Here is a 13700-nt window from a genome sequence, read left to right on the forward strand (position 1 = left end):
CTTCCTCGACCGAGTCTTCCTTGACGTTGCCGGCGGCCACGCCGGTGATGGTCGGGGCGTCGTTGGTGCCGTTGACGGTGATGGTGACCGTGCCCTTGGTGCCGTCGGCGGTGACGACTTCGAAGGTTTCGGTCAGCTTCTCGCCGGCGCCCAGGGCCTGGACCTTGGGATCGCTGTTGTTGAGCTCGTACTTCCAGTTGCCGTTGGCGTCGATGGAGAACTTGCCGTGCGTGCCGGCGATGTCGGTCTGGGGCTTGAACACGGCCTCGCCCTTGTCGGGGTCGACCACGTCCAGCTTGCCGTTGGCGGTGAGCTTGTCGTCTTCGGTGACGGAACCCTTGTCGTCACCCGGCTTGCTCGGGGTGATGATGGCGCCGTCGTTGGTGCCGTTGATCTTGACGGTGATGGTCTCGGGGGTCTTGCCGCCCTTGCCGTCGTCCACGTAGACGGTGAAGGTCTCGGTGATGGACTCGCCGGTCTTCAGTTCCTTGACGGACGTGTTGGCGGGATCCAGGTTATAGGTCCACTTGCCGGTCTGGTCGACGGTGAAGGTGCCGTACTTGCCCTTGCCGTCGTTGCTGACGGACCAGGTGTGGGTGTCGTTGACGTCGACGTCGGTCTTGCCGAGCTGGCCGGTGGCGCTGGTGCTGCCGCCATCGGTCACTTCGCCGGAGGCCTGGCCGCTGATGACCGGGGCGTCGTTGGTGCCGTTGATGGTGACAGTGACGGTGCCCTTGGTGCCGTCGGCGGTGACGACTTCGAAGGTCTCGACCAGCTTCTCGCCCACGCCCAGGGCCTGGACCTTGGGATCGTTGTTGTCGAGCTCGTACTTCCAGTTGCCGTTGGCGTCGATCGAGAACTTGCCGTGATCGCCCTTGAAGTCGGTCTGGGGCTTGAACACGGCTTCGCCCTTGTCGGGGTCGACCACGTCCAGCTTGCCGCCGGTGGTGAGCTTGTCGTCTTCCTTGACCGAACCGGCGTCGTCACCCGGCTTGCTCGGGGTGATCACAGCGCCGTCGTTGGTGCCGTTGATGGTGACGGTGATGGTCTCGGGGGTCTTGCCGCCCTTGCCGTCGTCGACGTAGACGGTGAAGGTCTCGGTGATGGACTCGCCGGTCTTCAGTTCCTTGACGGACGTGTTGGCGCCGTCCAGGCTATAGGTCCACTTGCCGGTCTGGTCGACGGTGAAGGTGCCGTACTTGCCCTTGCCGTCGTTGCTGACGGACCAGGTGTGGGTGTCGTTGACGTCGACGTCGGTCTTGCCGAGCTGGCCGGTGGTGCTGGTGTTGCCGCCATCTGTGACTTCGCCGGAGGCCTGGCCGCTGATGACCGGGGCGTCGTTGGTGCCATTGATGGTGACGGTGACCGTGCCCTTGGTGCCGTCGGCGGTGACGACTTCAAAGGTCTCGACCAGCTTCTCGCCCACGCCCAGGGCCTGGACCTTGGGATCGTTGTTGTCGAGCTCGTACTTCCAGTTGCCGTTGGCGTCGATGGAGAACTTGCCGTGATCGCCCTTGAAGTCGGTCTGGGGCTTGAACGAGGCTTCGCCAGCGTCCTTGTCGGTGACATCCAGCTTGCCGCCGGTGGTGAGCTTGTCGTCTTCCTTGACCGAACCAGCGTCGTCGCCCGGCTTGCTCGGGGTGATGACGGCCGCGTCGTTGGTGCCGGTGATGGTGACGGTGATGGTCTGGGTGGTCTTGCCGCCGTTGCCGTCGTCGACGGTCACGGTGATGGTGTCGGTGACCTTCTGGCCTTCGGCCAGGGCCTGCACCTTGGGATCATCGTTGTCGAGCGTATAGGTCCACTTGCCGTTCTGGTCGATGGTGAGCGAACCGTACAGGCCCTTGCCGCCGTCGTTGACGGACCAGGTGTGGGTATCGTTGACGTCGACGTCGTGTTTTTCCAGCTGGCCGGTAACGGTCTGCGTGCCATCTTCCTGGACGGCGCCGGTGGCCTCGCCCGTGATGGTCGGCTTGTCGTTGGTGCCGTTGATGGTGACGGTGACCTTGCCCTTGGTGCCATCGGCGGTGACGACTTCGAAGGTCTCGACCAGCTTCTCGCCCACGCCCAGGGCCTGGACCTTGGGATCGTTGTTGTCGAGTTCGTACTTCCAGTTGCCGTCCTTGTCGATCGAGAAGGTGCCGTGATCGCCCTTGAAGCCGGTCTGGGGCTTGAACTCGGCCTCGCCGGCATCCTTGTCGGTGACGTCCAGCTTGCCGCCGGTGGTCAGTTCCTTGTCTTCCGTGACGGAACCCTTGTCGCTGTCATCGCCATGCGGGGTGATGACGGCTGCGTCGTTGGTGCCGGTGATGGTGACGGTGATGACTTGCGTGGCCTTGCCGCCGTGGCCGTCGTCGACGGTCACGGTGATGGTGTCGGTGACCTTCTGGCCTTCGGCCAGGGCCTGGACCTTGTCGCTGTCGTTGTTCAGCGTATAGGTCCACTTGCCGTTCTGGTCGACCGTGAACTTGCCGTACTGGCCCTGGCCGCCGTCGTTGACGGACCAGGTGTGCTTGTCGTTGACGTCGACGTCGGTCTTGGTCAGCTGGCCGGTGGCGGTCTGCGCGCCGTCTTCCTTGACGTCTCCGGCGGCCGCGCCGCTGATGGTCGGCACGTCGTTGGTGCCGTTGATGGTGATGGTGACCGTGCCGGTGGTGCCGTCGGCGGTGGTGACCGTGAAGGTCTCGGTCAGCTTCTCGCCAACGCCCAGGCCCTGGACCCTGGGATCGTTGTTGTTGAGGTTGTAAACCCAGTTGCCATTGGCATCGATCGAGAACGTGCCATACGTGCCCGGACGATCGGCCGCGGCGACGAAGAACGACTGGCCGTCGTCGGGGTCGACCACATTGAGCTTGCCGTTGGCGGTCGAGACCTTGTCTTCGGTGACCGAACCGGCGTCGTCGCCAGCCTGGGCCGGGGTGATCTTGGCCGGGTCATTGACGCCGACCACGGTCACTTCCACGGTGGCGGTCGAGGTGGCGCCGCTGGGGTCGGTGACGACGTAGGAAATCGTGGTGGTGGCGGTCTGGCCTTCGGGCAGATGCTGGAAGCTGGTGCCCGGCACGAACACGTAGCTGCCGTCGGGCTGCACGATGAAGGTGCCGCCGTTCGAGCCGGTGACCGCGACGCCGCCCGGGGTCATGGGGCGGCCGTTGATCGAGACGATGCTCAGCGGATCGCCATCGGGGTCGCTGTCGTTGGCCAGCAGGTTGCCGCGGATGGTGGTCTTCTCGTCGCCGCGGGCCGTGTCGTTGACGGCGATGGGCGCGTTGTTGGTGTTGCCGGCGCCGCCAGCGCCGCCGCCGCCACCGCCACCGCCGAGCAGGTTCAGCGTGTCGAGGCCGCGGCTCGGATTCGGGTAGGCCAGGTCCAGCGGGGAAGTGCTTTCCAGGATGCGGGCCAGGCGCACGAAGCTGCCGCCGCCATCATCGCCAGGACCGCCGCTGACCACGGCGGCGGTCGGATCCAGGACCTCGAACGGGTCCTGGCCGGATTGCAGGGCCGCCAGCAGGCGGTCGGAATCGGTGCCCTTGGGCGGGGTGACGGCGGCTTCGGTCGGATCGGGCAGCGCGCCCGATACGTCCCCATTCATGGCGACCTGGCGGCCTTCGCCGATCACGATGGGCATGCCGTTTTCCACTTGCAGGGCGACGGTGGCGCCCGAGGCGGTGACGACGTCGCTGCCGGCGGGGACATTGCTGCCTTGATGCAGCTCGGTCAGCGAGCCGTCGCTATTGCGAATCCAGGCGCGGCCGGTGAGTTCGGTGACGACGGCGGGAGAGGAGTTGGCCATGATGGGTTCCGTTGAGGGATTGATCCAAGATGGCCAGATACTAGAGGAGGCCCGCAGGCCGGGGTATTGTCCTTGAGGACAATTCAGGAGGGGATTTTGCTGCGGGATTCGCTAGGCGAGGAGATGCCGTGCACCAGCAGCGCCAGCTGCAGGCGGTCGGACACGCCCAGTTTCTCGAAAACCGCCGACAGATGGGCCTTGACGGTGCGTTCGGTGATGCCCAGCGCCTCGGCGATCTGGGCGTTGGCCCAGCCGCCGGCGGCATAGCGGGCGGCGGTGGTCTCGCGCTCGGTCAGCAGGCCGCCATCCCAGTCGCCGGCATCCTGGCCCTTCTCGGCCACCAGGCGCAGCAGGCGGCTGACCAGGGAGCGGCCCATCCAGATGCCGCCCGTGGAGATGACCTCCAGGGCCTGGGCCAGCGCCTGCGGCGGGGCGTAGCTGTGGCAGTAGCCTTGGGCGCCCGCGGCCAGGACCTGGGTGCCCTGTTCGTCGTGGGGGCTGGCGCTGGCGACCAGCAGGCTGAGGCCGGCCAGGGTTTGCGCCCAGGCGGCGTCCTGCCAGGACGGCAGCCGCGGCAGGTCGGCGTCCAGCACGGCCAGGGAGCGGCCCTGGTCGCGCCAGCGCTGCAGGTCGGCCAGCCCGCGCCCGCGGGCAACCAGCCAGCGCTCGGGGTCGAGCTCTCGCCAGCGCTGCCACAACAGATCGTCGTGCGTAATCAACAAGACGGGAACGGATTTCATAAAGCCTTCTCGCTCTCCTCTAATCAAGTAAGGGGGTCAACGCTCGGTAAAGGCGTTGGCCTTGGCGCGCAGGACCGGCTTGAGCAGGTACTGCAGCACGGTGCGCTTGCCGGTCAGGATGTGAACCTCGGCCACCATCCCGGGGATGATGGGCAGGTTCTTGTCCCCCACGGTGCTGCGATCGGTGCGGACCCGCACCACGTAGTACGAATTGCCTTTCTCGTCCGTCACCGTGTCGGCGCCGATCTGCTCGACCTTGCCTTCCAGCCCGCCATAGATGGCGAAGTCGTAGGCGGTGAATTTCACCTCGGCCTTCTGGTCGGCATGCAGGAAGCCGATGTCGCGCGGCAGGATGCGCACTTCCAGCAGCAGCGTGTCGTCCTTGGGCACGATCTCGATGATGTCCTTGCCCGGTTGCACCACGCCGCCGACCGTGTTGTTGAACAGGGTCTTGACGGTGCCGCGCACCGGCGCGCGCACCTCGGCCAGCTTGACCCGGTCGGCCAGCGCCAGCTTGCCTTCGCGCAGCGTGGACAGCTTGGTGTTGGTCTCGGACAGCTCGTTGCGGGCCTGGTTGCGGATGTTCAGCTCCGATTCCTCGAGCTTGCTCTGGGCTTCCTTGATGGAGGCCTGGATGCGGTCGATCTGGGCCTCGGCGCCTTTCTGCTCGCCGCAATAGCGGGCCACATCGCGCTGCAGGCGCAGCAGGTCCACTTCGGACACGGCCCCGCTCTTGAGCAGCGGGCGGGTCACCTGCAGCTCGCGCGAGGTCAGGCCGCAGCTGGCCGAGGCCTGGTCGCGCTTGGCGATGGTCTCGCGCAGTTCTTCCTGGCGCTGCTTGAGCTGCTCGCGGGCGACGTTGACGGTGGCGTTCAGCTCGCTGGTGCGCGCCTGCCAGGCGTTGCGTTCCATTTCGATCAGGTTGGGCGCCTGCTTGAGCACTTCCTCGGGCGCGACGAAGGGCTCGCCGGTCGCCAGCGCCTTCAGGCGCGCCGACTTGGCCAGCAGCGACAGGTACTCGGCGTTGTTCTCGCCCAGGGAAGAGGCGAAACGGGTGGAGTCGATCTTGAGCAGGATCTGGCCGGCTTCGACCTCCTGGCCGGGCTTGACCAGGATTTCCTCGACGATGCCGCCGTCCAGGCTCTGGATGATCTGCACCTGGCGCGAGGGCACCACCTTGCCTTCGCCGCGCACGACTTCGTCGATGCTGCCGAAGCCTGCCCACAGCAGCAGCAGGGCAACGGCCAGCAGGCTGGTCCACAGCAGCACGCGGGCGCCGCGCGCCTGCGATTCGTGGATGACCCACTCGGCATTGCCGACGTAGTCGTTGCGCTGCTGCGGCTTGCCCTTTTCGGCGCCGTCGAGCAGGCGGTCGAAGAAGTACACGAAGACGTTGCGCAGCCTGAGCCAGAGCCGAGTCAGCAGGCCCGGCCGGGGCGCGAGTTTTTGGGTGGCGATGTTCTCCATGAGTCCCTCAGCTTCCGCGTCCGACGCGTCCTTGACGCAGGGCTTCGATGACTTGCTCCTTGGGGCCGTCGGCCATGATCTGGCCGTTGTCGATCACGATGAGGCGGTCGACCAGCTCGAGCAGGGCGGTGCGGTGGGTGACCAGCATGATGGTCTTGCTGGCGCTGACTTCGCCCAGGCGCTTGCGCAGCTGCGCCTCGCTCTGGTGGTCCATGTTGCTGCTGGGTTCATCGAGCAGCAGGATGGGCGGGTCGTTGATCAGGGCGCGGGCCACCGCCACCGACTGGCGCTGGCCGCCGGACAGGGACTCGCCGCGCTCGCCGATCAGCATGTCGAAGCCGTTGGGATGCAGGTTGGCGAACTCGGACACGCCGGCCAGGTTGGCCGCGGCCAGGATGCTGGCGTCGTCCGCGTAGGGCGCGCCCATCGCCAGGTTGTGCTTGAGGCTGCCGTAGAACAGCAGCGGATCCTGTGGCACGTGGCCGATGGCGCGGCGCACGTCGGCCGGGTCGATCTGGCGCACGTCCACGCCGTCCAGCAGCACGGCGCCCTCGGTGGGCTTGTACAGCGCCAGCGCCAGCTTTTCCAGCGTGGTCTTGCCCGAGCCGATGCGGCCGATGATGCCGACCTTTTCGCCCGGCTTGATCTTGAACGACACCTTCTTCAGCGCCGGCTGCGAGCTGCCGGGGTAGGCGAAGGTGACGTCGCGGAATTCCAGCGCGCCATGGAAGACCGGGCGGTGCAGGAACTCGGCCTCGGCGGGGCGTTCGATCGGCAGCTTCATATAGTTGTCGATCGAGGCCAGCGAGGTGCGCGCGTTCTGGTACTGCATCAGCAGCCCGGCGACCTGGCCCAGCGGCGCCAGGCAGCGGCCGGCGATCATGGACGCGGCGATGATGCCGCCCATGGAAATCGCGGATTCCTGGGCCTGATACACGCCGATCACCACCACGGAGATCGACACCAGCTGTTGCACCGCCGCGACGAAACCCACCGTGGACGAGGAGATCAGCTTGAGCTTGCCGCCTGTCTGCGCGATGAACTCGGTGGCGCGTTCCCAGTTGCGCTGGATCGCGCCCTGCGCGTTCAGCGTCTTGACCGCTTCCAGGCCGGTCAGCGCCTCGACCAAGGTGGCGTTGCGCTGCGACGAGGCCTGGAACGAGGCCATGGTCAGCGCTTCCATGCGGGCCTGGGCGGCCAGCGACACCAGCAGGATCAGCACGATGGCGACCAGCGGCGGCAGCACCATCCACGGCGAGATCCAGACCAGCGCCAGCAGGAACAGCAGGATGAAGGGCAGGTCCACCAATGTGGTGATGGTGGCCGAGGCGATGAAGTCGCGGATGGACTCGAACGAGCGCAGATTGGCCGCGAAGGAGCCCACCGACACCGGCCGGCCCTCCATGCGCAGGTCCAGCACGCGTTCCATGATCTGCGCCGACAGGCGCACGTCCACGCGCTTGCTGGCGCTGTCCACCACGTGCGAGCGCGCGGTGCTCAGGATCATGTTGAAGACGACCACCAGGGTGATGCCCAGGGCCAGCACCCAGAGCGTCTCGACGGCGTTGTTGGGCACCACGCGGTCATAGACGTTCATGGTGAACAGCGGCATCGCCATGGCGAAGATGTTGATCAGCAGCGCGGCGATCAGCGCGTCGCGGTACAGCCGCCGGTTTTCCATGATGGCGGCCCAGAACCAATGGCGCTCGCGCACCTTGGCGACTTCGGGCGCGCGGGCGTCGAAGCGGAACTGCGGCCGCACGAAGCACACCAGGCCGGTGTATTGCAGCGCCAGTTCCTCGGGGCTCATTTCCACCGAGCTGCCGCCCAGTTCAGGATGGCTGACCAGGTACTGGCCGCCTTCCTTCTTGAGCAGCAGGCAGGCGCGCTCGCCCTGCAGCAGCAGGATGGCGGGCAGCAGGTCCTGGGGGATCTCGTCCAGCTCGCGCTTGACCACGCGCGCAGACAGCTGCGCGCGCGCGGCGGCGCGCGGCAGCAGGGCCGGGGTCAGGCGGTGGGCTTCCAGCGGCAGCCCGGCCGACAGGGCCTGGGCCGTGGTTGCGACGCCATGCAGCCGGGTGATTTCCACCAGGCAGTCCAGCAGCGGATCATCGTGGGCGGCGCGGGCGTCGGCGCGCCATTCACGGGAGGCCTTCTCAGATAACTTGTCCATCTTCGTCATCCAGCAGGTCCAGATGCTCCGCGAGACGCGCGCGATGTTGCTTGCGCTGCGTCAGTTTTTGTTGTGCCTGCACGGGCAAGTCGGTCAGGCGCAAGGTGCCATTGGCGATCAAAGCGTCGATCAGGTCTTCCAGGACGCGGACGAAGTCCGCGTCCAGTTGTGAGAAACCGTGGTTCTCAGTGGCCATGTGGCCTCCCTTGCCCAGACCGCAATTACGGCCTGGCTTGCGGCGCGCGCCGGGCGCCGTCGGCGCCGGAAGCGTTGACCGGCACCAACGTCGGCGGCAGCGTGCCTTCGTTGTATTGCACGCGCACGGGAGCCAGGCGGGCAGCGTCGGGAACCGTCGAGTTGCACTGCTTGATCACTTCGTCGGACACCACCAGCTTGCCGTTTTCCTCGGGCATCTCGTTGCGCGCGGGCTGCAGCGACAGCGCCGGCAACAGCGCATGCGACAGCGCCAGCCAGCGGTACTGCGCAAGCTTGAGGTCATATTGCGCATTGGTCAATGCGCGGCGCGATTCGAACAGCTCGTTTTCGGTGTTCAGCAGGTCCAGCAGGGTGCGCTGGCCGATCTGGAATTGCTGGCGATAGGCGTCGCGGACCTTGGCGGTGGCGATTTCGTGGTCGCGCAGGAACGGCATGCGCTGGTTCAGGCTGGTGATGTTGTTCCAGGCCACGGCCAGATCCTGCTGCACGTTGCGGCAGGTGTAGTCGCGGATGTCGCGGGCGGCATAGGACTGCGCGGACGTCTGGCGCACGCGGGCCGAGTCGGCGCCGCCGCGGTACAGGTTATACGACATCATCAGCTGGACGCTGGTGCTGTTGATGCGGCGGTTTTCCGGGGTCGGATCATTCTGGTTGCGGCCGGTGGAGGCCACGAACTCGAACTTCGGCGAAAACGCGCCCTTGGCCGAGGCGATGCCGGCTTCGGCGGCCTGCAGGCCGGCCTGCTTGGACAGGAAGCTGGGGTTGCGGCGCAGCGAGTCGTTGAAGTCGCCCGGCTTGGCGGGCAGCTTGGCGTCGACGTCGGGCACCGGCTGCAGCGTTTCGGGGGGCAGGGCGCCGGTCACGCGCTGGAAGCGCTGCTGCACGTCCAGCAGGTTGGCGGTTTCCGTCATGAGGTTGGTCTGCGCCAGGGCCAGGCGGCCGCCGGCCTGTTCCAGGTCCACGCGACGGCCCACGCCCGATTCGGCGCGCTGGCCGATCTGCTTGAGCGTTTCCTCGTGCAGCGAATAGTTCTGGCGCGCCAGCAGCTCCATGTCGCGGTAGCGCTGCAGGTCGATATAGGCCTGGGTGGCGGCCAGCGCGGTGGCGTCGCTGGTGGCCAGCACGTCATAGAAGCGGGCCAGCTTGTCGAAACCGGCCTGCTTGACGTCATTGCTGGTGCGGAAGCCGTCGAAAATCAGCTGGCGCAGTTCCAGGTTGTAGCCCGGGCGGCTCCACTGTTGGGAACCCACGCCCGGCACGTTGTTGCGGTATTCGCGGCCGACATAGCCTTGGGCGTTGACCTGCGGGAAGAACGCAGCGCGCGCCACCGACTGGCCTTCGAGCGAAGACTGGAAGTCGTGGTACTTGGCCTGGATTTCCGGGTTGCTGAGCAAGGTCTGTTCAATGACCTGATTCAGGGTGGTGCCGCCGCCAGTCGCGGCGGGGTCGGCGCCGGTGGCGGGTTGCGCGAATGCTGCGGGAGCGAACGCGAGGGTGATGACGAGAGTCGTGCGCTTGAGCAAGAACGTAGCCATGATGATTATTCGCGAGTCGTTGTGGGTTTAGATGGCCGACATAATGTATGTAAATGTCAAAAGTGACGATTAAAGATTTGTTAATTCGTAAACGATAATCGCCGGCCATCTGGTGCTTTTTCGCGCAACATCGATGAAAACGGTCGAACTTGCACGATCTTTCCCTTCTGTGACAGGTTTTATTCTTAATGATGCGTTTTGTTTCGCATTATTTCGAATCGGCTTTCGAAAGGGAAAGCAAGTTTATAGCGTTTTGCTAATTCTGTATCAAATTAGTTTAAATTGACGAAGATATGTGATTATTTGTCGGGATTTGATGCTTGCGGCGGATGCGCGTTCGCGCTTGCCGCGAACACTGAGGGTGGGGGAGCCGACGCCCGGCGACCCGGGCGGATATGGGCATCATGGTAGTGTTGATACTAGGATAAATACTGTAGTTGTACTAGGTTCAGCGCCTGTGCATAATTCCCTCATGCCGTAGCGGCCGACACGGGCAAGTCAGTCTTGATCCCGCGCCGGCACAAGACGGACCGTCCATCAGCCGAGCGCATCCATGGCCCAAACCCTTTACGACAAACTCTGGGACGCCCACATCGTCCATCAGGAATCAGACGGCACCTGTCTGCTCTATATCGATCGCCACCTGCTGCACGAAGTCACCAGCCCGCAGGCGTTCGAAGGCCTGGCCATCGCCGGGCGCAAGCCCTGGCGCACCGGCGCCAACCTGGCCGTCGCCGATCACAACGTGCCCACGCTGCACCGCGCCCAGGGCATCGACGACCCGGTTTCCAAGCTGCAGGTGGACACGCTGGACGCCAACTGCGACAAGTACGGCATCACCGAATTCCGCATGAACGACCTGCGCCAGGGCATCGTGCACGTGATCGGACCGGAGCAGGGCGCCACGCTGCCCGGCATGACCGTGGTCTGTGGCGACTCGCACACCAGCACGCACGGCGCGCTGGGCGCGCTGGCCTTCGGCATCGGCACGTCCGAGGTCGAGCACGTGCTGGCGACGCAGACGCTGCTCATGAAGAAAGCCAAGAGCATGCTGATCAAGGTCGAGGGCGAGCTGCCCTTCGGCTGTACGGCCAAGGACGTGGTGCTGCACATCATCGGCATCATCGGCACGGCCGGAGGCACCGGCCATGCCATCGAATTCGCCGGCAGCGCCATCCGCGCGCTGTCCGTGGAAGGCCGCATGACCGTCTGCAACATGGCCATCGAGGCCGGCGCCCGCTCGGGGATGGTGGCGGTTGACGACAAGACGGTCGATTACTTCCGCGGCCGTCCCTTCGCGCCCAATGGCGTGCTGTGGGACGAGGCTGTCAAGTACTGGCGCACCCTGCACACCGACGTGGGCGCGAAGTTCGACACCGTGGTCGAGGTCGACGCGCGCGACATCAAGCCGCAGGTCACCTGGGGCACCTCGCCCGAGATGGTGCTGCCGGTGGATTCCCGCGTGCCGGATCCCGACCGCGAAAAGGACGACGTGCGCCGCAGCGGCATGGAGCGCGCGCTGGAATACATGGGCCTGAAGCCCAACACCCCGCTGACCGATATCCGCGTGGACCGCGTGTTCATCGGCTCCTGCACCAACTCCCGCATCGAGGACCTGCGCGCCGCCGCGGCGGTCGCGCGCGGCAAGCGCGTGGCGTCGAACGTGCGCCAGGCCATGGTGGTGCCGGGTTCGGGGCTGGTCAAGCAGCAGGCCGAGCGCGAAGGGCTGGACAAGATCTTCATCGAGGCAGGCTTCGAATGGCGCGAGCCCGGCTGTTCGATGTGCCTGGCCATGAACGCCGACCGGCTGGAGCCGGGCGAGCGTTGCGCCTCCACGTCCAACCGCAACTTCGAAGGCCGCCAGGGCCAGGGCGGCCGCACGCACCTGGTCAGCCCGGCCATGGCCGCCGCCGCCGCCGTGGCCGGCCACTTCGTCGACGTCCGCTCGTTCCGCTGAGCGCCCCGCACCGAGATCCGACATCATGCAAGCATTCACCACACACGAAGGCCTGGTGGCTCCGCTCGACCGCGAAAACGTCGACACGGACCTCATCATCCCCAAGCAGTTCCTCAAGTCCATCAAGCGCACGGGCTTCGGCCCCAATCTGTTCGACGAACTGCGCTACCTGGACCACGGCGAGCCGGGCATGGACAACAGCAAGCGTCCGCTGAACCCGGACTTCGTGCTGAACCAGCCGCGCTACCAGGGCGCGTCCGTGCTGCTGGCGCGCAAGAACTTCGGCTGCGGCTCGAGCCGCGAGCACGCGCCCTGGGCGCTGACGCAGTACGGCTTTCGCGCCATCATCGCGCCGTCCTACGCCGACATCTTCTTCAACAACAGCTTCAAGAACGGCCTGCTGCCCATCGTGCTGTCCGAGCTGGAAGTCGCTCGCCTGTTCGACGAAGTGAAGGCCTTCCCCGGCTACAAGCTCAACATCGACCTGGACCGCCAGGTGGTGGTGGCGGCCGACGGCCGCGCCATGAAGTTCGACATCGAGCCGTTCCGCAAGTACTGCCTGCTCAACGGTTTCGACGACATCGGCCTGACCCTGCGCCACGCCGACAAGATCCGCGCCTTCGAGGCCGAGCGCCTGGCGCGCCATCCCTGGCTCGAAAGCCGTCCGATCGCCTGAATTTCCATACCGACCACTGGATCCCCAAGCACATGACCCACAACATCGCAGTCCTGCCGGGCGACGGCATCGGCCCCGAAATCGTCGAGCAGGCCGTCCGCGTGCTCAAGGCGCTGGACGTGCCTTTCGACATCAAGCAGGCCCCGGTCGGCGGCGCCGCCTTCGACGCATTTGAGCATCCGCTGCCGCCCGCCACGCTCAACCTGGCCAAGGAATCGCACGCCGTGCTGTTCGGCGCCGTGGGCGACTGGAAGTACGACAGCCTGCCGCGCGAATTCCGCCCCGAGCAGGCCATCCTGGGCCTGCGCAAGGCGCTGGGCCTGTTCGCCAACCTGCGTCCCGCCATCCTGTATCCGGAACTGGCCAGCGCCTCGTCGCTCAAGCCCGAGATCGTGTCCGGCCTGGACATCCTCATCATCCGCGAGCTGACCGGCGACATCTATTTCGGCACGCCGCGCGGCGTGCGCGCCTCGCCTGACGGCGCTTTCACCGGCGAGCGCGAGGGCTTCGACACCATGCGCTACGCCGAATCCGAAGTGCGCCGCATCGTGCGCATCGGCTTCGAATCCGCCCGCAAGCGCGGCAAGAAGCTGTGCAGCGTGGACAAGGCCAACGTGCTCGAGACCTCGCAGTTCTGGCGCGATATCGTTATCGAAGTGGCGCGCGAGTATCCGGACGTGGAGCTGTCGCACATGTACGTGGACAACGCCGCCATGCAGCTGGTGCGCAACCCGCGCCAGTTCGACGTCATCGTCACCGGCAACCTGTTCGGCGACATCCTGTCGGACGAGGCCGCCATGCTGACGGGCTCCATCGGCATGCTGCCCTCGGCCTCGCTGAACGCGGGCGGGCAGGGCCTGTACGAACCCAGCCACGGCTCCGCGCCGGACATCGCCGGCCAGGGCATCGCCAATCCGCTGGCGACCATCCTGTCGGCCGCCATGATGCTGCGCTATTCGCTGAACCTGGCGCCGCAGGCCGACCGCATCGAGGCCGCCGTGCGCCGCGTGCTGGCCGACGGCCTGCGCACCGCCGACATCCACGAAGCCGGCACCACCAAGGTCGGCACCGCGGGCATGGGCGACGCCGTGCTCAAGGCGCTGGCCTGATGCGCGGGCAAGCCGCGCCTTCCCGGCGCGGCTT

9 protein-coding genes are annotated in these 13700 nt (G+C 66.0%); 3 read left to right on the forward strand and 6 right to left on the reverse strand.

The features are described from left to right. The 6 genes from AC6LJ9_RS28495 to AC6LJ9_RS28520 all read right to left on the reverse strand — a co-directional run. Positions 1 to 3793 (reverse strand): retention module-containing protein (locus AC6LJ9_RS28495; protein WP_498150165.1); only part of this gene is annotated, 3793 nt, incomplete at its 3' end. 83 nt (positions 3794 to 3876) lie between these two features. After that, positions 3877 to 4533 (reverse strand): response regulator transcription factor, encoded by a 657-nt coding sequence (locus tag AC6LJ9_RS28500; protein ID WP_103275270.1) that lies wholly within the window; start codon positions 4531 to 4533, stop codon positions 3877 to 3879. Between the two features lie 36 nt (positions 4534 to 4569). Beyond that, the gene (locus AC6LJ9_RS28505; RefSeq protein ID WP_212318881.1) at positions 4570 to 6000 is read right to left on the reverse strand and encodes an HlyD family type I secretion periplasmic adaptor subunit; all 1431 of its coding nucleotides are present in this window, start codon (positions 5998 to 6000) and stop codon (positions 4570 to 4572) included. Positions 6001 to 6007: 7 nt separating this feature from the next. Continuing rightward, complete coding sequence (locus AC6LJ9_RS28510; RefSeq protein WP_498150166.1) at positions 6008 to 8173, reverse strand: type I secretion system permease/ATPase; 2166 nt, start codon at positions 8171 to 8173, stop codon at positions 6008 to 6010. Continuing rightward, the gene (locus AC6LJ9_RS28515) at positions 8157 to 8369 is read right to left on the reverse strand and encodes a hypothetical protein (RefSeq protein ID WP_498150167.1); all 213 of its coding nucleotides are present in this window, start codon (positions 8367 to 8369) and stop codon (positions 8157 to 8159) included. Before AC6LJ9_RS28515 ends, AC6LJ9_RS28510 begins: the two co-directional genes overlap by 17 nt. A gap of 25 nt (positions 8370 to 8394) precedes the next feature. Then, positions 8395 to 9924 carry a TolC family outer membrane protein gene (locus AC6LJ9_RS28520; protein WP_498150168.1) on the reverse strand — a complete coding sequence of 510 codons (1530 nt, stop codon included), beginning with the start codon at positions 9922 to 9924 and terminating at the stop codon, positions 8395 to 8397. A gap of 553 nt (positions 9925 to 10477) precedes the next feature. Here AC6LJ9_RS28520 and leuC point away from each other — a divergent pair. From leuC to leuB, 3 genes are read left to right on the forward strand one after another with little or no spacing between them, the layout of a single operon-like run. Next, a complete protein-coding gene (gene leuC / locus AC6LJ9_RS28525) occupies positions 10478 to 11881 on the forward strand; it encodes a 3-isopropylmalate dehydratase large subunit (protein ID WP_498150169.1) in 1404 nt (467 codons plus the stop codon). A gap of 25 nt (positions 11882 to 11906) precedes the next feature. Continuing rightward, positions 11907 to 12557 carry a 3-isopropylmalate dehydratase small subunit gene (gene leuD / locus AC6LJ9_RS28530; protein ID WP_212318889.1) on the forward strand — a complete coding sequence of 217 codons (651 nt, stop codon included), beginning with the start codon at positions 11907 to 11909 and terminating at the stop codon, positions 12555 to 12557. 32 nt (positions 12558 to 12589) lie between these two features. Then, positions 12590 to 13666: a 3-isopropylmalate dehydrogenase gene (leuB, locus tag AC6LJ9_RS28535; RefSeq protein ID WP_498150170.1), complete on the forward strand. Its 1077-nt coding sequence runs from the start codon at positions 12590 to 12592 to the stop codon at positions 13664 to 13666. The last annotated feature ends 34 nt before the right edge of the window (positions 13667 to 13700 follow it).

The sequence above is a fragment of the Achromobacter sp. 1011811831 genome, assembly GCF_059760905.1.